Here is a 21,821-nt window from a genome sequence, read left to right as displayed (position 1 = left end):
CCTGTGCAGGACGGCAGTTGACCGAGACCGGGAGCGATCATGTCTTGACCGATTCGGTGGTACGCATCTAGCGTCGCGGCAGACAGTGGAGTCCTGGGGGTAGGGGTATCGCGGGTTCCGGGCGCGGACGACACGGGGGAAGAATCGAATGGGCGACCATCCGGGTCGGTGCGCGTACGCGGTTCGGAGCTGAGGCGTGGGCGTACTCGACGAGCTCGACGAGACAGAGCTGCTCCGGCTCATGGTGGAGACTCCGTCGGTCACCGGCGAAGAGGGCGCGCTCGTCGCCCAACTGGTCGACGCCATGAGCGCGTTGGGCTTCCGTGCACACCGGGACGCCGTCGGCAACGCGGTCGGTGAGCTGGGCACGCCCGGCGCGCCGCTCATCCTGCTCTTGGGCCACATCGACACGGTCCCCGGCGACCTGAAGGTGTACGAGGACGCGGGGAAGCTGTACGGCCGCGGCGCGGTCGACGCCAAGGGCCCGCTCGCCACGATGGTGTGGGCGGCGCTGAGGGCCTCGGCCCGCTGCGACGCCCACCTGATGGTGGTCGGAGCCGTCGGCGAGGAGGGGTCCTCGCCCGGCGCGCGCCATCTGCGCGGTGTCGTGCGGCCGGACGCGGTCGTCATCGGCGAGCCGAGCGGCGTGGGCAATGTGGTGCTGGGATACAAGGGCATCATCCGCTTCGCCGTCGACATCTCCCGTCCCGGGGCGCACACCAGCTCACCCGCGCCGAAGGCCGTGGAGGTTGCGGCGGACCACTGGCAGGCGGTGCGCCGACACCTCGCCGAGGGCGACGCGTCACGTCCCGCCTTCGACCGGGCCATCCCCGCGCTGGTCGCGCTCCACGGCGACGTGCGGCGCGCCAGGGTCGAGATCTCCTGCCGCATCCCGGTCGGCTTCGACCGCGACGGATTCCTGGACTGGCTGCGCGAGTTGGCCGGGCCGGACCCGCTCACCGTGGCCGAGAGCCTGCCGGCGGTACGCTCGCCCCGCACCGACCCCGTCGTAGCCGCCCTGCGCGAGGGAATCCGACGGCATGTCGGGGCACCGACCGCCAAGGTCAAGCTCGGCACCGCCGACATGAACGTCGTCGGCCCGCACTGGGACGTGCCGATCGCCGCGTACGGCCCGGGGGATTCCCGCCTGGACCACACGGACGAGGAGCACGTGGACCTCACCGAGTACCTCACGGCGATCGACGTCCTGACGACCGCCGTCGAGGAGCTGGCCGCGGCCCTGGCCGCCACCGAGGGGCGTACCCGCGGGGCAGCCGCGGGATCCGGGCCGGGGGCGACCCCGTGAGCCTGCCCAGGGACGGCGCGCCGGACCTGCCGCCCGACCTGCCGCCGGGGCTCGCCGTGATCGCGTCGCGCATCGCGTACGAGGAGAAGCGCATCCTGGACGAGCTGGACCGCCGCCGGATCCCGTACCACGTACTCGATCCGCGGAGCGCGGTCTTCCGGCTCGATGACCTGACGGCGCCCTGGTCCACGGCGGTCGCCCGGGAGGTGTCCCACCACAGGAACCTGACGACGGCACGCGTCCTCGAACACGCGGGCGTGACCGTGGTCAACAGCGCCGCGGCGATCGCGCTGTGCGGCGACAAACTGCTCACCACGCTGACCCTGCGGGCGGCCGGACTGCCCGTACCGCGCTGCATGGTCACGCCGACACCGGCGGCGGCGCTCGACGCCCTCGACGGCTTCGGATACCCGGCGGTCGTCAAGCCCCTGACCGGATCCTGGGGTCGCCAGGTCGCCCGGCTCGCCGACCACGACGCGGCCGAGGCCGTCCTCGAACTGCGTGCGGCCCTGCCCGACCCGCAGCAGCGCATCACCTACATCCAGGAGTACGTCGACAAACCCGGGCGGGACATCAGAGGGCTGGTGTTCGGCACCGAAGTGGTGGGCGCGGTGTACCGCACCTCCACGTCCTGGCGCACCAACACCGCACGTGACGCACGCACCCTGCCCTGCCCGCTCACCGCGGAGCTGGAGGGCCTCCTGACGGCCACGGCCGCCGCGATCGGCCCCGGCGTCTATGGAATCGACCTCCTGGAGGACGCCGAGGGGCGGCTCCTGGTCAACGAGGTCAATCACACGCCCCAGTTCCGCGGCGCCTCGGAAGCGCTCGACGTGGATCTGCCCGGCCGCTACGTGGACTATCTGGTACAGCAACTGGTGAGGAACTGATGGGCATATCACGGCTGGCCATGTTCGGCGGAGCCCGCACGGTGGACGCCGACGCGGGCACCTCTCCCGCCACCGCCTGGCCGATCGTCACGAACGCCGAGCGCGAGGCGGTGCTCGCCGTCCTCGACAGCGGCCGCTTCACCTCCGTGGAACGCGGCGAGGTGCAACTCCTGGAAGAGGAGTGGGCGCGCTACACCGGGGTGGGCCACTGCGCTGCCCTCTCCTCGGGCACCGCGGCCATCGAACTGGCGCTGGCCGCGACCGGCCTGGAACCGGGCGCCGAAATCCTCGTACCCGCCCTCTCCTTCATCGCCACCGCGTCGGCGCCCGTCATGCGCGGGCTCGTCCCGGTGTTCGTGGACATCGACCCGCTCACCTACACCATCGACCCGGCCGCCGCCGCTGCCGCGATCACCCCGCGCACGCAGGCGATCCTCGCCGTTCACCTGCACGGCCTGCCCTGCGACATGGACGCGCTGCGTACCCTCGCCGATCGGCACGGCCTCGTACTCGTCGAGGACGCGGCGCAGGCGCACGGCGCGACCTATCGCGGCCGGCAGGCGGGCGCGCTCGGTGACGTGGCGGCGTTCAGCCTCAACGCCTCCAAGAACCTGCCCACGAGCGGCGAGGGCGGGCTCCTCACCACCGACGACCCGGCGATCCACGAACGCGTCGTACTGCGCAGGCAGTTCGGCGAGGACCTGACCGGGCGCGGCGAACGCGGCTACCTCTCGCAGGTGATCGCGGGCAACGCCAAGCTCAGCAGCGTCCAGGCCGCCTTCACCCGCTGCCAGCTCGCCCGGCTCGCCGAGCGGCACGAGCAGCGCGACCGGAATGTACGCCGCTTCCTCGGCCGGCTCGCGGCACTCGACGGAATCGTGACGCCGCACTGCCCCGAGGACCGCACCCACGCCTGGTTCCAGCTGCGCCTGCGCTTCGACCCCCGCGAGGCCGGCTGCCCGGAGGTCACCCCCGGCGCCCTGCGCACCGTGCTCCAGCGGGCGCTGCGCGCCGAGGGCGTGCCGGTCCGGCCCTACCAGTCGCTGCCCCTGCCCGCCCAGCCCGCGCTTCGTGACGCCTTCCCCGACCAGCCCTACCGCCCGCAGGACCACCCCACCACCCTGGCCGTGATCGAGGACTCCCTGACGATGCAGCGCTGGCACCTCAACCCCGCCGCGGGCCCGGTCCTTACGCGCTGCGCGGACGCCTTCGAGAAGGTGTGGGAGCAGCTGGACACGCTGGTGCCCGCCGCCCGGTCGATGACGTACCGGCCGAAGTGGCGCGAGGCCGGCACCGAGGCGGCACCCGCATGACGCACGAGGACGTCAGCATCGAAGAGCTGGCCGAACGCGCGTACCGGGCCCGCGAGCACATCCTCGCGATGGGGGCCACCGAGCACGGCACCCACGTCGGCGGCAGCCTGTCCGCCGTCGACATCCTCACCGTGCTCTACGGATCCGTACTGCGCGTGCGGCCCGACGAGCCGCGGTGGCCGGGCCGTGACTGGTTCGTGCTCAGCAAGGGGCACGCCGCCGCGGCGCTCTACGCCGTCCTCGCCGAGCACGGCTACTTCCCGCCGGAGGAGTGCCGCACCTATGGGCAGCGGCACAGCCGGCTGGCCGGGCACCCACTGCGCCGCCTGCCCGGCGTGGAGTTCCCGACCGGCTCCCTCGGCCACGGGCTGTCCCTCGCCGGCGGTGTGGCGCTGGCCGCGTCCCGCACCGGCCGCGACAACCGGGCGTTCGTCCTGCTCGGCGACGGTGAACTACAGGAGGGCTCCAACTGGGAGGCGATCATGTCCGCGGCCCACCTCGGCCTCGGCAACCTCACCGCCGTGGTCGACCGCAATGGCTGGCAGATCAGCGGCCGCACGGAGGAATCCGTGGGCCTGGAGCCGCTCGCCGACCGCTGGCGCAGCTTCGGCTGGTCGGTGGCCGAAGTCGACGGCCACGACCTGGCGGCGCTGCGGGCGCTGTTCGGCGCGCTGCCCCGCACGCCGGGCCGCCCCACCGTCGTCATCGCCAAGACCGTGAAAGGCCGCGGCGTGCCCCTCTTCGAGGACCGCAAGAAGAGCCACTACGTCCGGCTCACGCCCCGCCTGCACGAGCGGGCGACGGCCGGCCTGCGCGCACGGCGGAGGAACCAGACATGACGGCGACGGAGGAGAGCGTCCCCAGCGGGAGCGACTGGGCGGAGCTGTACACGGGCTCGGCCAGGGACGCCCACCGGCGTACGCTCCTTGAGCTGGCCAGGGCCGACGACCGGATCTTCTGCGTGGACTCCGACACGGGCGGCTTCGAGGACGGGTTCGCCGCCGAACTCCCGGCCCAGTACGCGAACGTCGGGATCGCGGAGGCCAACCTGTTCGGCATGTCCGCCGGGCTCGCGGCCTCGGGACTCATCCCGTTCGCCCACACGATGAGTACGTTCGCCACCACCCGCGCCTGTGAGCAGCTCAAGCTGGACGTGGCCGGGAACAACCTGCCGGTCAAGGTGGTCGCCACCCACGGCGGTCTCTCCGCGGGCCACTACGGCCCCTCGCACCACGCCCTCCAGGACCTGGCCATCGTCCGGACCCTGCCGCACCTGACCGTCCTCGTGCCGGCCGACGCCGGTGAGACGGCCCTCGCGGTACGGGCCGCCGCTCACCACCCCGGCCCGGTGTACATCCGTCTCGGCCGCAACGCGACCCCCCGCGTCTACCAGGAGCCGTACGACTTCACCATCGGCGCCTCCGTCCAACTGGGCGACGGGGACGACCTGCTGGTGGTCGCGACCGGAGCGCTGCCGGTCCACTACGCGCTCACCGCGCGCGACGTGCTCGCCGAGCGGGGGGTGTCGGCGCGGGTCGTGAACATGCACACCATCAAGCCGCTCGACCGCGCCCCGCTGCTGCGCGCGGCGCGCGAGACCGCGGGCATCGTCACCGTCGAGGACCACCTCGTGGTGGGCGGGCTCGGCGGTGCCGTGAGCGAGGTGGTGGCCTCCGAACACCCCTGCCGGGTACGGCGGGTGGGCGTCGAGGACCGCTACCTCGACACCGTCGGGGACGAGCGCGATCTGCTGGAGGACGGCGGCGTGACGGTGGACCGCGTCGTGACGGAGGCGCTGACCCTGCTCAAACCCACGCGGACCGACGCGTACAGCGCGCGGCCCGACGCGTACGAACCACGCGCGGACCACCACAACACAAGGAGAAGGTGACATGTCTACAGCCGTGTGCCCGAGCTGCGAGAGCGACGTCAAGCTCGACGCCACGCCCCGGCAGAACGAGATCGTCGAGTGTCCGGGGTGCCTCAGCGAACTGGAGATCCTCGGGCTCGACCCCGTTCTGCTGGCGCTCGCGCCGGAGGTCGAAGAGGACTGGGGTGAGTGAGACCCGGGGCGTGATCCGGGCGGGCATCGTCGGCGCGAGCGGCTACATCGGCGGGGAGCTGTGCCGCATCCTGCTCGGCCACCCCCACCTGGAGCTGGTCGCGCCGGTCTCGCGCGGCATGGCGGGCAGACGCCTCGACGGAGTGCACCCCAACCTCCGGGCCCTGACGGACCTCGCCTTCGTCGGACCGGACGACGCGCCGGACTGCGATGTGCTGTTCCTGGCCACACCGCACCGCGAGACCATGGCGATGGTCCCGCGATGGGCCGGCCGGGCCGGTTGCCTGGTCGACCTCAGCGCCGACTTCCGGCTGACCGACCCCGAGGTGTACGAGCGGTACTACGGCACCGCGCACACGGCCCCGGAGCTGCTGCCGGAGTTCGTCACCGGCTGGCCCGAGCGGTACCGCAAGGATCTGGCGGGCGCCGACCGGATCAGCGTGCCCGGTTGCATGGCGACCGCCGCCATCCTGGCCCTGTACCCGCTGGCCGCCGCAGGCCTGGTCGAGGATCGGGTATCGGTGGACGGCCGGATCGGGTCCAGCGGCTCGGGTTCGGGGGCCGGGCCGATGAACCTGCACGCCGAACGCAGCGGCGCCATGCGGGTGTTCGCGCCGGCCGGCCACCGGCACGAGGCGGAGGTGGCACAGGCCACCGGGCTGACCGTCAGCATGAGCGCCACCGGCGTCGAGGCCGTACGAGGAGCCCAGGTGCTGTGCCGGGCCACCCTCACGGCCGAGCTGCGCGAGCCGGAGCTGCGCCGGGTCTACCGCGACTGCTACGGCGCAGAGCCGTTCGTCCGCGTGGTGGCGCAGCGGCGCGGCCTGTACCGGCTGCCCGAGCCGAAGATCCTCAGCGGGTCCAACTTCTGCGACGTGGGCTTCGCCCTCGACGCGGACCGCGGCCAGGTCGTCGCCGTCGCGGCGCTCGACAACCTGGTGAAGGGGGCGGCGGGCAACGCCGTGCAGTGCGTCAACATCAGGCAGGGCTGGCCGGAGCGCCTTGGGCTCGAATTCCCCGGGCTGCACCCGCTGTGAGCGGGGACCGGGCCGACGGCACTCCGGAGACGGTGGTCGTCAAGTGCGGCGGCAGCGGGGCTCTCGACGTCGACCGGCTCTGCGAGGACGTCGCCCGGCTGAGGGCGGCGGGGCGGCGTGTGGTCCTCGTCCACGGCGGTTCCGCCGAGATGAGCCGCCTCGCGGAGCAACTCGGCGTGGAACTGCGGTATCTCACCGCACCCGACGGCGTCGTCACCCGCTACACCGACGCGGCCACCCTCGACGTCCTCACCCTGGCCCTGGCGGGCCGCGTCAAGCCCACGCTGCTCCGGGCCCTTGACCGGCACGGCGTCCGCGCCGTGGGGCTGACCGGCCTCGACTCCGGTCTGCTGCGGGCCCGCCGCAAGAAGGCCGTACGGGCGGTCGTGGAGGGACGACTCACTGTCGTACGGGACGACCGCAGCGGCCGGATCGTCGGCGTCGACGCCGCCCTGCTGCACGACTTGCTCGCCGCGGGCGTGGTGCCGGTGGTGTCGCCACCGGCACTGGCCGAGGACGGCGAACCGGTCAACGTCAACGCCGACCGTGCCGCGGCAGCCGTCGCGGCGGCGCTGCGGGCCGACAGCCTGCTCTTCCTCACCGGGGCCCCCGGGGTGCTCACCGACCCCACCGACCCGGCCAGCGCGCTGGCCGCCTACCGGCTGCCGCAGCCGGGTGAACCGGCCCCTTCCTGGGTGCAGGGCGGCATGACCATCAAGCTGGTCGCGGCGCGCGAGGCCCTGCTAGCGGGGGTGCCCAGCGTATGGATCTCCGATGGAGGGGCGGCGCACCCGTTGAAGGCGGTGACCGGCGAAGGGCCGGGCACCAGGGTCACCCTGCCAGAACCGCGGTCGGAGCGGCCGTCACCGGAGGCAGAGCGGCCGTTGCCGCAGGCGCGGCGGCCGTCACCGTAGGCGCAGCCTCCCCGCCTCCTGCCACAGCGCGGCCGGGGCGCCCCATCGGGTCGCCTCCACGGCGGCGGCCCGGTAGTACCGCTGGACAGCGTACTCCCCCGTGATTCCGGCCGCGCCGTGGACGTGCACCGCGTGGGCGGTGACGCGCAGCGCCAGTTCCGCCGCGTAAGCGAGCGACTGGGTGGCGGCGACGGCCGCCGGGCGCCCCCCGTCGGCGTCCCAGGCGGCTTCGCCGATCAGGAGGCGCACGGCCTCCAGATGGGCGAACTGCTCGGCCAGGGGGAACGCGACGGCCTGGTTCTCGCCGATGCTCCGGCCGAACTGCCGCCGTCGGGCGGCCCGCCCGACGGCGAGCCGGTGCGCGCCCGCCGCCAGGCCGAGCAGATGGGCGGCCTGCCGGACGCGGGCGCGTACGAGCAGCGGTGAAGGGACACCGCCGGTGTCGTGCGCGGGCGCGGAGAGCGCGAGGGGAGCGACGTCCTTCAGACTCAGCCGCAGGATCCCTTCGCGCCGGGTGGCCGCACACGTCACGCCGGGAGAGTCGACGGCCACCGCGGCGAACACGGTCCCCCGGGTGTGGCGTGCCGGTACGACGTGGAAGGAGGCGTCCGGCGGTGGCTGCGACAGGGCGCAGTCACCACTGATCCGCAGGCCGCCGGGGGCCGCTGTGACCGTGACCCCGTCCCCGGACGCCAGCCCCGCCGTGACCTTGCCCGCCGCGATGCCGGCAAGCAACTCCGCGCTGCCGGGCGCCGGATGACCGTCGCCTCTCGGCTCGGCCGACTGAATCACGTCGGCGAGCAGCGCGGCCGCGCGGTAGGAGTCGGGGGCGACCCAGCGGCCCAACTCCTCGCACACCGGCACCACGTGGCTCAGCCCGTAGGCCAGTCCCGCTGCTGTGTCCGGCAGTTCGAGCGCATACAGGTCCAGGTCGGTAAGGCAGGCGTGGACGTCGGCCGGATCGAGCGCGCCGCCCGGGTCTGCCGCGGGGGCAAGGCCCGCGCGTACGGCCGACGCCAGGTCGCGCTGTACGTCGTCGCTTTCGAGCCGCATGTCACTCCACCTCCGCGGCGTACGGGTCCGCCGACTCGGCGGCGAGCAGGAAGCCGGACATCGTCTGGAGCATCATCTCCGACGTGCCGCCGGAGAGCGTCAGGCCCGGGGCCTCCCGGTAGGCGCTGTCCAGCAGCGCGGCCAGTTCCGGTGGGGCGTCCGGGCCGTGGCGGGTCGCGGCCCAGCGGGCCACGGCGGCGGCCTGCTCGCTCGCGTACCACTTGGCGGTGGACGTCCGGAGTTCGTCGAGCCCTTCGGCGCCGACCGATCCGACGCAGCGCCAGGCCAGCAGGCGGGCCGCCGCGGTGGCGGCTCCGTGCCGGCCCACGTCGGCCAGCCAGGGTGCGGCCGCCGGACCGTCCGGGCCGCCGTCCGCCGAGGTGAGCCCGGCGCAGCCCGCCTCGTACCACCGCTCGGCGCGCAGCGCGAAGTCGAAACCCGTGCGTTCCAGTGGCAGGGCCTCGGCGAGCAGCGCCCAGCCGTCGCCGACGGCGCCGACGACATCGGCGTCGGTGACGAGAACGCCTTCGAGGCCGACCCGGTGGAACTGCTCGTCGGCCATCGTGTCCAGGCGCTGTACGCGTACGCCCGGGGCGCGCATGTCTACGAGGAACAGTGTGAGGCCCTCGTACCGCGAGCCCTCGGACGAGGTGCGGGCCGCGCACAGGCCGAGATCCGTGATGCCGCTCTTGAGGTTGAACACCTTGACGCCGTCGATGCGGTGACCGCCCTCCACCGCGACGGCACGGGTCGTCAGGGCGCTCAGATCGGAGCCGACCCCGGGCTCGGTGTACAGCACGCTCGCGAAACACCGGCCGGCCGCCAGGCCCGGCAGCACCCGCCGCTTCTGCTCCTCGCTGCCGGCGAGGAGCAGAAGCTTCCCGACGGTCTGGACGCCGTTGACGAACAGCGTGTCCGGGACGCCCGCCCGCATCATCTCCTCCACGGCGACGGCCGCGTGGGCGGCGGTGCGGCCCTGCCCGCCGTAGCGGCGGGGCCAGTCGACGCCGAGCAGACCGTGCTCGCCGAGCAGCCGGTACAGGCCGCGCTCGTCGGGCTCACGCTCCTCGGCGGCGTGCAGCTCCCGCAACGCGGCCACGACGTCCGGCGATTGGAGTACCGCCCGGACCCGGTCGCGAAAGCGCGTCTCGTCGGCGGTGTGACCAAAGTCCATGTGTCCCCCCGTGTGCGCACCGCGCGGGGTGCGTTGGAGCGTGGCATGCGCCGCGCCGCAGAGCCTAGTGCACGTGATCGGGTCCCGTCGCTCGGTTCGATCACGGTGGTACGGTGATCCGATGTCGAGACCTGACAGCACGGTCCACGGCGGCGCGATGCCTCTTTCGAGCGCCCAGCAGCGGCAGTTGGTGGCTGACCGGTATCTCCTCGACCCTCCGGACCACGTGGTTCTCGGCTGGCATGTGGACGGCCCCCTGGACCTGACGGCACTGCGCTCGGCGGTGGCCGCACTCGTCGCACGGCATCCGGCCCTGCGCACCCGTCTGAGCGCGCACGAGGGCATACCCACCCAGTCCGTGTCCGAGGACACGGACTTCGAGCTGACAGTCCTCCCTCAACTGCCGTGCACGGGAGGGGAGGGAGCCGTCGACGCGGCGACGGCGCGACCCTTCGACCTGGTGCGTGGCCCGCTCGTGCGGGCCGTCGTCTGCGGGCAGGGCGACGACACGGGGCTGTCGGTGGCCGTGCCCCGCATCGTCTGCGACCACCACTCCGCCGGGATCCTGTCGGCCGAACTACCCGCCCTGTACAGGGCGGTGCTCGCCGACGAGCCGCTACCGGGCCCGCAGGACCCGCCCCGTACCGCGGCTGGAGCGACGCCACGACGTGGACGCCCGGACACCGGACTCGCGTACTGGCGTGCCAGGTTGGCCGACCTGCCGTCAGGCACCGAGCTGCCGGTCGATCTGCCGCGGCCTCCCGTCCATACCCAGCGGTGCCGGACCGTCTTCCTGGACGTACCCGTCGACGCCGTGCACCGGCTGGTGGGCCAAGGAGGCTCTCAGGAGGCGGTGTTCGCCGTGTTCGGTGCCGCCCTCACCGCCCTGCTCGCCCGGTACTCCCGTTCGCGCGATATCGTGTTCGCCACGGAGACACCCGCCGCGAGGGCGCCGGAGGACCGTGGCGTCGCGGGCTGCCTGTCGCCGCTGCTGCCCCTGCGCGTCGACGCCTCCGACGACCCGTCGCTGCGTGACCTCGTCGGCCGGGTGGACGAGGCCGCGAGGAGCGCGAGCGAGCAGGCGCACGTCCCCTTCCAGGCGTTGGTGGCAGAGCTGGCCCCAAACCGTGAGGCGAGCCGTCACCCGCTGGCCCAAGTCGTCCTGGATGTACGGCCGGTGATACCCGAGCGGGAGAGGCGGGCACACTCCCGGCCGGATGGCGGCGCCCGTCCGGCGCGGGGCCTGCGGCCCCGGCTCGTCGCACCGTCACGGTCCCCGTTCGACGTGGCCGTCACCGTCGCCAGGTCCGGGTCCGGGGACGCGTACACCATCGGATTCAGCTGCAACGCCGGTCTGTTCGGCGCCGACGCGGCGGACCGCATGGCCGGGCACTTCCGGCGCCTCCTCACCGACGGGCTCGCACACCCCGACCGGCCGCTGTCCCGCCTCGACCTGCTCGGCCGGGAGGAACGCAACGCCACCGTCGTCACGCCCAACCGCACCGCACCCGCCCCGGTGGCGACGGTGCTCGACCTGTTCGACCGCCAAGTCGCCACCGTCGGCGCGAACACCGCGCTGTGGAGCCCGCCCCGGCACCACACCTATGCCGAACTCGACGCGGTGGCCCAGGCGTTGGCCGCCCGCCTCGTCGAGTTCGGCATCCGGCCGGACGACCGGGTCGCGCTCCTGCTGCCGCGCGGCCCGGAGCAGGTGATCGCGATGCTCGCCGTCCTCAAGGCGGGCGGCGCGTACGTCCCACTGGACTCCGCCCACCCTCGGGAGCGGATCGAGTTCGTCCTGCGCGACAGCGGGGCACGGCTGCTGCTGACCACCCGCGGGCTCTCCACAACCGCCCCCGAGGGCATCGAGCGGCTCTACGTCGACGAACCGCCGCCCGAGCCGCCACCCGGTCCGGCCGGCCACCATCCCCGGCCCGGCGTCGCGGTGTCCCCGGACAACCTCGCCTACATCATCTACACGTCCGGTTCCACCGGAGTACCGAAGGGAGTGGCGGTCACACATCGCTGCGTCGTACGCCTGGTGTGCGGCCTCGACACCGTCGACGTACGCCCTTCAGACACGCTGCTGATGCTCGCGCCCACCGCCTTCGACGCGTCGACATTCGAGGTGTGGGGAGCGCTGTGCAAGGGAGCGCGCCTCGCCGTCCATCCTCCCGGCCCCGTCGGACCACGCGAACTCGGCGCGGAACTGCGGCGGTTGGGGGTTACGGTGCTGTGGCTCACCGCGCAGCTCGCGAACCTGGTGGCGGACGCGTCCCCCGCGGCACTCGTCCCCCTGCGCACCCTCGTCGTCGGTGGCGAGGCACTGTCGGTGCCGCACCTGCGCGCCTTGCTGCGCGCCGCCCCCGGCCTGCGCATCGTCAACGGCTACGGCCCGACCGAGACCACCACGTTCGCCACGACCCACCCGGTGGCCGCCGACCGGCTCGACGAGGCGACCGGCGTACCGATCGGCCGCCCCCTCGGCGGCACCCGCTGCTACATCGTCGACGACACCGGCCAACCCGTGCCGGTGGGCGTCCACGGGGAACTGCTCGTCGGGGGAGACGGCGTCGCCAGGGGCTATCTGGGGCGCCCCGCCCTGACCGCCGAACGGTTCGTGCCCGACCCGTTCGGACCGCCCGGAGGCAGGCTGTACCGCACGGGAGACCTGGCCCGGCGGCGTACCGACGGCGTCATAGAGTTCGCGGGCCGCATGGACGACCAGGTCAAGCTGCGCGGCTTCCGCATCGAGCCGGGCGAGGTCCGGGCGGTGCTGGCGGCCCACCCGGCCGTGCGCGACGCCTTCGTCACCGTGAGCGGCAGCGGCCTCGCGGCCCAGTTGATCGCGTACGTGGTGCCCGAGGGCGGCCAGGGCACGGGCGACGCGGACACCGCCGCACTGCGGGCGTATCTGCGCCGACGGCTGCCCGAACCGCTGGTTCCCGCGCGGTTCGTGCCGCTCGGCGAACTGCCGCTGACCGCCAACGGCAAGGTGGACCGCCGCGCGCTGCCCGACCCGCTGCCCGCCCGGCGCGCCCCGGCCGCCCCGGGCGGCCGAGCCCCTGGATCGCCGTGGGAGAAGACCGTCGGCGACATCTGGACCACGGTCCTCGGCCGGGCGCCCGCCCACGTCGGCGAGGACTTCTTCGCGGTCGGCGGCACCTCCCTCGATCTGGTGCGGATGGCCGCCGAGTTCGCGGAGCGCTACGACACCACCGTGCCGCTGCCGACACTGCTGCGGCTGCGGACCGTGGCCGAACTGGCCGACGCGCTGGCCTCGGCCGACGTCAGCGCATCGGACCACCGGTGACGTACAGCAGGTGTCCCGAGACGAAACCGGCGCCCTCGCCGACGAGGAACGCCACGGCGTGCGCCACGTCCTCGGGCTGCCCCACCCGCCGCACCGGCGTCTGTGCCGCCACCATCTGCTGGAGCTTGCCGAAGTCCATGCCCATCCGCTCGGCGGTCCGTGCCGTCATGTCGGTGGCGATGTAGCCCGGGGCCACCGCGTTCACGGTCACCCCGTACGGCCCCAGCTCGATCGCGAGGGTGCGCGTGAGACCGTCGATCCCGGCCTTGGCCGCCGCGTAGTTGGCCTGGTCACGGTTGCCGAGCGCCGAGGAGCTGGAGAAGTTGACGATGCGCCCCCAGCCGCGCTCCAGCAGGTACGGGCGGACGGCCTGGCACATCAGGAACGGGCCGCGCAGGTTCACGTCCACGACGCTGTCCCAGTCGTCGAGCGACAGGTCCTGCATCGGCCGGTCCCTGATGACGCCCGCGTTGTTGACCAGGATGTCGGGCGGCCCCAGCTCGGCCGCGACGGCCGCCAGCGACCCCTTGGCCTGTTCCGGGTCGCCGACATCGGCGACGACGGCGTGCGCGGTGCCCCCGGCCGCGCGGATCCGCTCCACGGTCCGAGCGGCGGCCTCGCCGTCGATGTCGAGGACGCCGACCGCCGCTCCGTCGGCGGCCAGGCGAAGCGCGGTGGCGGCGCCGATGCCGCGACCGGCACCGGTGACCACCGCTGTGTGGAGTGTCCTCATGCGTTCCTCGACTCCGTCCGCCGGTGCGCGGACTCGGCTGCCAGGGCCGCACGGATGACGCCGGCCACCGCCTCGCCCTGCTCGACCAGGTAGAAGTGGCCCCCGGGCAGCCGGTGGGAGGCCCAGGCGCCCTTGGTGACCTCGGCCCATTCGGCGAGATCCTCCGAACCCGCGGGCGTGGGGTCGTCCTCGCCGTTCAACACGGTGATCGGTGCCTGGACCGGCGGCCCGGCGACCATGCCGGTCAGAACCACCCCGAGGTCCGCCCTGATCACCCGCAGCACCATGTCCCGCAGCTCCGGGTAGCGCAACAACCCCTCGTAGTTGGGCGCGCCGGTCGCGCCGAGAGCGTCCAGGATGGTCTCGTCGGACGCGTCCGTGGGGAACGTGGACGCCGGCCGCTGGGAAGGCCCGCCGTGCCCGGAGACGAACACATGGGCCACCGGTACGCCGATCTCCTCCAGCGCGCGGCAGAGGTTGACCGAGAGCACGGCGCCCATGCTGTGCCCGAACAGGGCGACGCGCGGGAAACCCGCCCTCTCGACCACTCGGGCGAGATCGCCGACCAGCGTCGCGTGGTCGGTGTACGGCGGCTCCGTCAAACGGGTCTCCCGGCCCGGCAGCTGCACGGGTACCACGTCGACACCGGCCGCGTCGACCGCCGTGAGCCATGCCCGGTAGCTCGACGCGTTGCCCCCGCTGTGCGGCAGGCACAGCAACTGCGTGTCGCGCCAGGGCCGTTCGAGGCCGCCCAGGAACCAGCGTTCCAAGTCGCCGAAGGAGACGCCCGGTTCGACGTCGGCTCTCATTCCACCACCTCCGTGATCCATCCCTGCACTTCCGTTCCGTACGAGTCCGTCACGTCAGGGCGTGCCGCCGTCGCCCAGTTCCGACAGGTGGCGTCGTGGGTCGGCCAGGGCCGCCCGCAGTGTCTGCCGGAAGGCGTCCACCAGGCGTCCCGCGGACGAAGCCGTGAAGAGGTCCGTGCTGAACTCGACCGTGCAGGACAGCGTGTCGCCCTGCCGGGTGACCGCGATGTCCAGGTCGAACTTGGCCGTTCCGGTGTCGACGTCGGTCACTTCTGTCACGAGCCCCGGGATGTCCGGCAGCGCGCTCGTCGTGTCGTCCACATGGAAGACCACGTCGAAGAGCGGGGTGCGGCCGAGCGTGCGGGACGGCAGGAGTTCCTCCACGATTCTGTCGAACGGCAGCTCCTGGTGGATGTATCCGGCCAGGGCGGTCTCGCGCGTCCGGGCGAGCAGCTCGGTGAACGAGGGGTCACCCGACAGATCGGCCCGCAGGACCAGCGTATTGACGAAGAATCCGACCAGCGGGGCCAGTTCGGGCCGCGAGCGCTGCGACACCGGCGTGCCGATGCCGAAGTCCTGCTGCCCGCTGAGCCGGCCGAGCGTTGTCTGCGCCGCGGCGAGCAGCACCATGAAGTCGGTGGCGCCGTGCGCCCGTGCCACCTCGCCGAGGCGCGCCGTGTCCGCGGGGCCGAGGAGACCGGCCCGGTGCCTGCCGCCCACCGCGCTGCGTATCCGCGGCCGGGTCCTGTCGGTGGGCAGCTCCAGGGCGGGCAGGTCCCGCAGCTGGTCCCGCCAGTATCCGAGGTCGGCGTCCTCGACCTCGGGCAGCCGCTGCCGCTGTCGGCGCGCGTAGTCGGCGTACTGAACGGGCAGCGTGTCCAGACGCTCCGCCCGGCCGTCCACGTACGCCCCGTACAGGCGCCCCGTCTCGGCGAGCAGCAGCCGGAACGACTCGGCGTCGACGGCCGCGTGGTGCGCCACGAGCGACAGCAGATGCTCCTCGGCCGTGACACGGAGTACCTGGGCGCGGATCAGCGGCCCCTGGTCGAGCCGGAACGGCAGCCGTGCCGCCTCGGCCGCGGCCTTCTCGGCCGCGGACCGCGCCTGCGGAGCGGACTGCCGCGACAGATCGGTCACGGTCAGGTCGAAGACGTCGGGGGGCTGCACCGTCTGCATGGGCAGACGGTCCGGGCCCAGCGTGAACCGGGAGCGCAGCACCTCGTGACGCGCCACCACCTCGCGCAGTGCCGCGCGCAGGGCATCGGTGTCGAGTTCGCCCCGCAGCCACAGGTTCACGGGCACGTTGTAGTCGGCGCCGCCCGGGTGCAGCTGGTCGAGGAACCACAGGCGCTGCTGCTCGACCGAGAGCGGAGCGGGGGCGCCGTCCGGCCCCCGGCGCACCGGGGTGCCGGTGCCGGCCGGGCCGGGATCCGCCGCTGCCACGGCGGCCGCCAGCTCCGCGACCCGCCGGTGCTCGAAGAGCGTACGGAGCGAGAGGTCGGCGCCCAGCTCCGCGCGCAGCCGGGCGACGACCTGAGCCGCCTGGTAGGAATTGCCGCCGATCACGAAGAAGTCGTCGTCGACGCCGAAGGAGTCGCGTCCGAGAACGTCCGCCCACACCGCGTGGACGGCCTTCTCGACGCCGCTGCGCGGTGCCCGGCCGCCGCCGGCTCCCTCCCGCGGACGCCGTGGCTCGGGCAATCGTGCCGGATCCACCTTGCCGTTGGACGACACCGGCAGCTCGGCCAGCTCGGTGACGGTCGCGGGGACCATGTAGTCGGGCAGGCGCTGCCGCAGATGGCGGAAGAGGTCCTCGGTGTCGAGGCCGGGCGTGTGGGGGACGACGTACGCGGCCAGTTCCGCCGCTCCGGCCGTACCGTGGCGCCGCACGTGGGCGTCCCGTACGCCGGCGTGCCCGCGGACGACCGTGGCGACCTCGCCCAGTTCGATGCGGTGCCCGCGGATCTTGACCTGGTCGTCGTCGCGGCCGAGGAAGTCCAGGGTGCCGTCCGGCAGTCGGCGGACGATGTCGCCCGTGCGGTAGACGCGCTGCCCGACGGGCCCGAAGGGGTCAGGGACGAAACGCTCGGCGGTCAGGGCGGGTGCGCCGAGATAGCCGCGGGCCAGACCGCGCCCGCCGATCCACAGTTCGCCCGGCACGCCTACGGGCACCGGCTCCCCGTGCACACCCACCACGTACACCCGGGTGTCGCCGATCGGGCGGCCCATCGGTATGGAGGTGACGTCCTCGGCCGGTTCGTGGGCGAGGTGGTGCAGGGTGGTGTTGGTCGCGGACTCGGTGGGGCCGTAACAGTTCAGGACCCGCAGTTCGGGCAGCTCGCGCATGAGCCGGCGCACATGCGGTACGGACGGCGCCTGTCCGCCAATGCCCAATTGCCGTACGCCCGCGAGGAGTCGGGCGTCCGTGTCGACGGTCATCTGCGCCAGCGGGGCGGACAGCCACAGCACGCTCACGCCGTGGCGGCGGATGGCATCCCCCAGCTCGACCGGGTCGACCAGCCGCTCGGGGGGAGCGACGGTGGACGCGCCGTGCGCCAGGGGCAGCCAGATCTCCAGGTTCGACGCGTCGAAGCTCGGCGGATGCACCATGAGGAAGGTGTCGTCCGGACCGACCGGGGACTGGTCGCAGCCCAGCACGAGCCGCGCGAGCGCGTGATGCGGGACGGCGACGCCCTTGGGCCGGCCGGTCGAGCCCGAGGTGTGGATGACGTACGCGAGGTCCCGCGGATCGGGTCCCGGCGGGTTCTCGGTCGGGCAGGCGTCGAGGCGGGCGCGGTCGTCGTCCAGGTCGACGCGGTGGGCCAGGCCCTCCGGCAGTCTGTCCCGTACGTCCCCGCGGCTCACCGCGACGCCGACGCCGCAGTCGGCGAGCAGCAGACGGACGCGTTCGGCGGGGTGCCCGGGGTCGATCGGGAGGTACGCCCCGCCGGCCTTCAGCACCCCGAGCATGGCGGTGATCAGGTCGGCGCTCGGCGGCAGGCAGAGCGCGACGAGGACGTCGGGGCCGACGCCGAGGCCCTTCAGATGGTGGGCGAGCCGGTTGGCGGCGGTGTTCAGCTCCCCGTAACTGAGCTGCCCGTCGGCTTCCGTCACGGCGACGGCGTCCCCGCGCTGCGCGGCCTGCCGTTCGACGAGCGCGGTGATGGTGTCCACCGGCGTCGTGACGGCCTCGTCGAAGGTGCCGAGCAGCCGGCGCCGCTCATCGGGGTCGAGCAGGTCGAGCCGGGACAGGCGCCGCTGCGGGTCGGCGAGCGCCGAGCAGAGGATCTGCCGGTAGTGCCCGGCCATGCGGGCCGCCGTCTCGCGGTCGAAGAGGTCGGTGCTGTAGTTGAGGCGTCCGGTGAGGCGTCCGTCCCGCCCGGTCCGCAGCTCCAGGACGAGGTCGAAGGCGGCGGCCCGCTCCTCCACAGGGATCTTGGTGGTCTCGACGCCGTCCAGGCACAGCTGGTCCTCCGGGGCGTCGATCACCTGGAACATCACCTGTACCAGCGGATTGACGCCGAGGTCGCGCCGCACGCCGAGGCCGCTCACCAGATCCTCGAACGGCACCTCGGAGTGGTCACCCGCAGCCAGTGTCATCCCGGTCACCTGCTGGAGCAGGGCCGTGAAGGGCGGGTCGCCCGAGCAGTCGGCGCGCAGCGGCACGGTGTTGACCAGGAAACCGACCAGGTCCTCGACATCGCGCCGGTTGCGGTTGGCGAACGGCGTGCCGACGACGAGGTCCTTGTCGCGCCCGTACCGGGAGAGCTGCGCGAAGAAGGCCGTGAGGAGCGTCATGAACGGCGTGACGCCCGCACGGCCGGCGAACGCGGCGAGCCGGTCCCCCGTCCCTGGCGGCAGGTCGAAGTAGAGGGTGCCGCCCTTGGTGGTGGGCTCCGCCGGGCGCGATCGGTCGGTGGGCAGCTCCACCTGGGCGGGCACTCCGGCGAGCTGCCTGCGCCAGTAGGCGAGGCCCTCGCGATGGGTGTCGTCGCCCAGTGAGGCACGCTGCCGCCCCGCGTAGTCCCGGAAGGTCAGCGTCACCGGAGGCAGGTCGGGTGACAGGCCGCGGCGGAACGAGCCGTACAGCGAGCTGAGTTCGCCGAAGAGCACCTCGGTCGAGCGCCCGTCGGCGACCATGTGGTGGACGACCCAGGCGAGGACGTGTTCGCGCGGGCCACGGCGCACGAGCGTGACCCGGACGAGGGGGCCGACGGCCAGGTCGAACGGCTGCGCGGCCTCCGCGGCGAGCAGCGCGTCGAGGTCCGCCGCGGGCGCCCCGCTCAGATCCACGCGGGCGAGCCGCGCCGTCGGCTCCGGGTCGACCACCTGGCGGGGCACGCCGCCGGTCGCCACGTAGCGGGTGCGCAGCATCTCGTGGCGTACGGACAGTTCGTGCAGGGCGCTGTCCAGCGCGCCGTCGTCCAATTCCCCACGCAGCAGGAACACTTCGAGGACGTTGTACGAGGGATCGCCGGGCCGCAACTGGTCGAGGAACCAGAGCCGTTGCTGCGAGGAGGACAGCGGGGCCTCCCCCTCGTCGCCCGCGGCCATGACGGGGGCAGGCGCCCGGGAGGAGCCCGTGGCCGTGCCGCCGGGGTCGGCCCGGTGTCGCTCGATCGCCTCCGCGAGGGCGCCGGGGGTGGGGTTCCGGAAGAACCGGCTCATCGGTATCTCCGCCCCGAAGACCTCGCGCACCCAGGACAGCAGCCGGATCGCGCGGATGCTGTCGCCGCCGGTGGCGAAGAAGTTGGTCCCGGCGGTGATGCGCGCGCCGGGCAGCAGGGTGGCGCAGCCCTCCTCGGCGATACGTCGTACGAGGCCGGCCCGCGGTGACTCCGCCGCACCCTCCTCCTCGCCGGAACCGTCGCGTCCGCCTTCCGGCACAGGGTCGTCGGCCCGGCTCGGTGCGGCGGGGCGCAGTGCCGCAAGCGCGGCCAGGTCGACCTTGCCGGAAGCGGTGATCGGTATCTGCTCCACGGTGGTCAGCAGCGCGGGAACCATGTACGACGGCAGCGTTCCCGTGAGGTGCCGGCGGACACCGTCGAGGTCGGGCCGCCGGCCGGGAGCGGGGACGACGAAGCCCACGAGCGTGGCGTCGAGGTCGGCGACCACGGCGGCGGAGACCTCGGACAGCCCGGTGAGCGCGGCCTCGATCTCCCCCAGCTCGACGCGCTGTCCGCGGACCTTGACCTGCCGGTCCCGGCGGCCGAGGAAGACGATGTCGCCGTCCGCCGACCAGCGGGCGAGATCCCCGGTGCGGTAGAGGCGGCCGCCGGGCCGGAACGGGTCGGGCAGGAAACGTTCCGCGGTACGCGCGGCCTGGCCCAGATATCCGCGGGCCACACCGGCGCCGCCGACGAACAACTCGCCCACCGCGCAAGGCGGTACGGGCCGCAGCTCGTCGTCGAGGATGTAGGCCTGGTGGTTGTCGACGGGGAGGCCGATGGGCGGCGCGGACCGCCACTGGCCGGCGCATTCCTTGTAGATGACGCCGATGGTGGTCTCTGTCGTCCCGTAGCCGTTGACGAACCGGCGGTCCTTGGACCAGCGGGTGGTGAGTTCGCCGGAGAAGGGTTCACCACCCACCGAGACGAGCCGCAGCCGCGGAACGCGCTCCGGCTCCATCAACTCCAGTAGCGCGGGAGGGAGTTCGGCCACAGTGATGCCGCCCTCGGTGAGCGCGCGGGTCAGCCCCTCGACCGAACGGCGGTCGTCGTCGCCGATCATGTGCAGCGAGGAGCCGCTGAGCAGCGCGCAGAAGATCTCGAAGACCGATACGTCGAATCCGGGCGAGGCGTACTGCAACATACGGTCGTCCGGGGTCAGTTCGAAGAGCCGCTGAAGGGACGCGACGAAGTTGAGCGTGCTGTCGTGCTCCACGAGGACCGCGCGGGGCGCGCCGGTACTGCCCGAGGTGTACATCGCGTACGCGAGTCGGCGCGGGTCTGTGGGTGCGGGGGCCCACACCGCCTCGTCGGCGGGGACGCCGTCGCGATCCTCGTCGTCCAGGCGATCCTCGTCGTCCAGGTCGATCAGGCCCCACGCGCCGGAGGGCACCCGCCCGCGCTGTGTGGCGTCGGTGACGACCGCCGTGACGCCGGCGCCGCGCAGCAGCGTCTCCAACCGGGCGGGCGGCACGGCCGGGTCGATCGGCAGCCAGGCGGCGCCCGCGTGCAGCGCGCCGAGGCAGGCCAGGACCCAGCGCTTGTCGTCGCGGGAGACCAGGACGGCCACGAGATCCTCGGGCCCTGCCCCGGCGGCGCGCAGCCGGTGTCCGATCCGCGCGGCCTCCTCGGCGGTCCTGCGGTAGGTGAGGGTGCCCGCCGCGTCCACCAGCGCGGTCCGGTCGGCGAACTTCCGCCGAGCGTCGTCGAAGGCGTCGGTGAGGGTGCCGGGGCGGCGTGGGCGCGCGGTGCGGTTGGGCTCCTCGGTGACCTTGCGCAGCTCGTCGTCGGACAGCGGGCGCAGCGCGGACAGCGGGGCGTCCGGGACGGTGAGGGAGGTTTCCAGGATGATCTCCGCGCTCCGCATGACCCCCTCGATCAGCTCCGTCTCGTGGCGGTCGGGGTCGTATGCAGCGGTCACGGTACCGGTGGTGGAGAGCGTCAGGTGGACGTCTCCCACACTGGAGCTGGAGCCGGTCTCGGTGCTGGTGTCGGGGCCGCCGCGCACGATGCGCAGCATCAGAGGCGGCACCGTACCGGCCGGTGGCCGCGCGCCCGTGGCCAGAGCCGCGCCGAGCGCACGGTCAGTGCTGAGGGCGAGGTGGGACAGTGTTCCGGCCGTGTCGACGGGCAGGGCGAGTTGTCGCGGGCCGCTCTCGCCGTCGTCGACGGCGACGAGCAGGTCCGACTCCGCGCAGTACAGCGCCACGGAGGCGAGCAGCGCGGCCGACAGGACGGATTCGACGGTCACGCGGCCCCGCGCGGCGCAGTCGTGCAGGGCCTTGACGGCTGCCTCGCCGAGGGGGCGGACGATGGTCCGGCGGTCGGGCGGGGCGGCCGGTCCGGTGGCTACGGCCCGGGGCAGCGCCGTGGGAAGAGCCTGCGGCGCGGGGGCCGGCCGGGGCCGCTCCGCGGGCCGGCCGGATCCGGCGGCGGCGAGACGGATCCGCTCCAGGAATCGCGCGCGCCGGTGTTCGAGGGTCAGCTCCGGGTGCATCGGGCCACTTCCTTCGCGCAGGGATCAGCGCGGGTCCGCGCCGGCGGCACGAA

Annotated in this window: 14 protein-coding genes; 9 read left to right on the top strand and 5 right to left on the bottom strand. The window is 73.4% G+C overall.

Features of this window, described 5'->3' with window-relative positions; translation table 11 throughout:
• The first annotated feature begins 196 nt into the window (after positions 1 to 196).
• The 8 genes from CP975_RS34085 to CP975_RS34050 are packed head-to-tail and all read left to right on the top strand — an operon-like array spanning position 197 to position 7,522.
• A complete protein-coding gene (locus CP975_RS34085) occupies positions 197 to 1,306 on the top strand; it encodes a M20/M25/M40 family metallo-hydrolase (RefSeq protein ID WP_055535336.1) in 1,110 nt (369 codons plus the stop codon).
• On the top strand, positions 1,303 to 2,196 hold the full coding sequence (locus tag CP975_RS34080) for a RimK family alpha-L-glutamate ligase (RefSeq protein WP_246201725.1): 894 nt from the start codon (positions 1,303 to 1,305) through the stop codon (positions 2,194 to 2,196). The genes CP975_RS34085 and CP975_RS34080 overlap by 4 nt, the downstream gene beginning before the upstream one ends.
• Entirely contained in the window at positions 2,196 to 3,509 is a 1,314-nt protein-coding gene (locus CP975_RS34075) for a DegT/DnrJ/EryC1/StrS family aminotransferase (RefSeq protein WP_246201724.1), read from the top strand. The genes CP975_RS34080 and CP975_RS34075 overlap by 1 nt, the downstream gene beginning before the upstream one ends.
• Positions 3,506 to 4,348, top strand: a complete 843-nt coding sequence (locus CP975_RS34070) for a transketolase (protein WP_055534059.1) — start codon at positions 3,506 to 3,508, stop codon at positions 4,346 to 4,348. The genes CP975_RS34075 and CP975_RS34070 overlap by 4 nt, the downstream gene beginning before the upstream one ends.
• A complete protein-coding gene (locus tag CP975_RS34065) occupies positions 4,345 to 5,400 on the top strand; it encodes a transketolase family protein (RefSeq protein ID WP_070321270.1) in 1,056 nt (351 codons plus the stop codon). The genes CP975_RS34070 and CP975_RS34065 overlap by 4 nt, the downstream gene beginning before the upstream one ends.
• A 1-nt stretch (position 5,401) precedes the next feature.
• On the top strand, positions 5,402 to 5,572 hold the full coding sequence (locus CP975_RS34060) for a lysine biosynthesis protein LysW (RefSeq protein ID WP_030790698.1): 171 nt from the start codon (positions 5,402 to 5,404) through the stop codon (positions 5,570 to 5,572).
• A gap of 10 nt (positions 5,573 to 5,582) precedes the next feature.
• Positions 5,583 to 6,608, top strand: coding sequence for an N-acetyl-gamma-glutamyl-phosphate reductase (argC, locus tag CP975_RS34055; RefSeq protein WP_055534060.1), 1,026 nt, complete (start codon positions 5,583 to 5,585; stop codon positions 6,606 to 6,608).
• Entirely contained in the window at positions 6,605 to 7,522 is a 918-nt protein-coding gene (locus tag CP975_RS34050; protein WP_055534061.1) for a [LysW]-aminoadipate kinase, read from the top strand. The genes argC and CP975_RS34050 overlap by 4 nt, the downstream gene beginning before the upstream one ends.
• On the opposite strand, the gene CP975_RS34045 is transcribed toward CP975_RS34050, so the two are convergent.
• On the bottom strand, positions 7,514 to 8,575 hold the full coding sequence (locus CP975_RS34045) for an acyl-CoA dehydrogenase family protein (RefSeq protein ID WP_055534062.1): 1,062 nt from the start codon (positions 8,573 to 8,575) through the stop codon (positions 7,514 to 7,516). The genes CP975_RS34050 and CP975_RS34045 overlap by 9 nt on opposite strands.
• Before the next feature lies 1 nt (position 8,576).
• The gene (locus CP975_RS34040) at positions 8,577 to 9,749 is read right to left on the bottom strand and encodes an acyl-CoA dehydrogenase family protein (RefSeq protein ID WP_055534063.1); all 1,173 of its coding nucleotides are present in this window, start codon (positions 9,747 to 9,749) and stop codon (positions 8,577 to 8,579) included.
• 121 nt (positions 9,750 to 9,870) lie between these two features.
• Between CP975_RS34040 and CP975_RS34035 the strand changes: the two genes are divergently transcribed.
• Entirely contained in the window at positions 9,871 to 13,062 is a 3,192-nt protein-coding gene (locus CP975_RS34035) for a non-ribosomal peptide synthetase (RefSeq protein WP_167532781.1), read from the top strand.
• On the opposite strand, the gene fabG is transcribed toward CP975_RS34035, so the two are convergent.
• From fabG to CP975_RS34020, 3 genes are read right to left on the bottom strand one after another with little or no spacing between them, the layout of a single operon-like run.
• Complete coding sequence (gene fabG / locus CP975_RS34030; RefSeq protein ID WP_055534066.1) at positions 13,040 to 13,795, bottom strand: 3-oxoacyl-ACP reductase FabG; 756 nt, start codon at positions 13,793 to 13,795, stop codon at positions 13,040 to 13,042. The genes CP975_RS34035 and fabG overlap by 23 nt on opposite strands.
• The gene (locus tag CP975_RS34025) at positions 13,792 to 14,604 is read right to left on the bottom strand and encodes a thioesterase II family protein (protein WP_055534067.1); all 813 of its coding nucleotides are present in this window, start codon (positions 14,602 to 14,604) and stop codon (positions 13,792 to 13,794) included. The genes fabG and CP975_RS34025 overlap by 4 nt, the downstream gene beginning before the upstream one ends.
• 54 nt (positions 14,605 to 14,658) lie before the next feature.
• Positions 14,659 to 21,768: an amino acid adenylation domain-containing protein gene (locus CP975_RS34020; protein WP_055534068.1), complete on the bottom strand. Its 7,110-nt coding sequence runs from the start codon at positions 21,766 to 21,768 to the stop codon at positions 14,659 to 14,661.
• Positions 21,769 to 21,821 lie beyond the last annotated feature (53 nt).

Origin of the sequence: Streptomyces alboniger (assembly GCF_008704395.1) — a bacterium.
GTDB lineage: Bacteria > Actinomycetota > Actinomycetes > Streptomycetales > Streptomycetaceae > Streptomyces > Streptomyces alboniger.
Note: the sequence above shows the minus strand (reverse complement) of the source record. Positions and strands in the feature narration are given on the sequence as shown.

Coding starts and splice junctions, on each gene's coding strand:
- CP975_RS34045 (WP_055534062.1), bottom strand. CDS start 8,575: ATGCGGCTCGAAAGCGACGACGTACAGCGCGACCTGGCGTCGGCCGTA.
- fabG (WP_055534066.1), bottom strand. CDS start 13,795: ATGAGGACACTCCACACAGCGGTGGTCACCGGTGCCGGTCGCGGCATC.
- CP975_RS34075 (WP_246201724.1), top strand. CDS start 2,196: ATGGGCATATCACGGCTGGCCATGTTCGGCGGAGCCCGCACGGTGGAC.
- CP975_RS34070 (WP_055534059.1), top strand. CDS start 3,506: ATGACGCACGAGGACGTCAGCATCGAAGAGCTGGCCGAACGCGCGTAC.
- CP975_RS34020 (WP_055534068.1), bottom strand. CDS start 21,768: ATGCACCCGGAGCTGACCCTCGAACACCGGCGCGCGCGATTCCTGGAG.
- CP975_RS34025 (WP_055534067.1), bottom strand. CDS start 14,604: ATGAGAGCCGACGTCGAACCGGGCGTCTCCTTCGGCGACTTGGAACGC.
- CP975_RS34040 (WP_055534063.1), bottom strand. CDS start 9,749: ATGGACTTTGGTCACACCGCCGACGAGACGCGCTTTCGCGACCGGGTC.
- CP975_RS34060 (WP_030790698.1), top strand. CDS start 5,402: ATGTCTACAGCCGTGTGCCCGAGCTGCGAGAGCGACGTCAAGCTCGAC.
- CP975_RS34035 (WP_167532781.1), top strand. CDS start 9,871: ATGTCGAGACCTGACAGCACGGTCCACGGCGGCGCGATGCCTCTTTCG.
- CP975_RS34065 (WP_070321270.1), top strand. CDS start 4,345: ATGACGGCGACGGAGGAGAGCGTCCCCAGCGGGAGCGACTGGGCGGAG.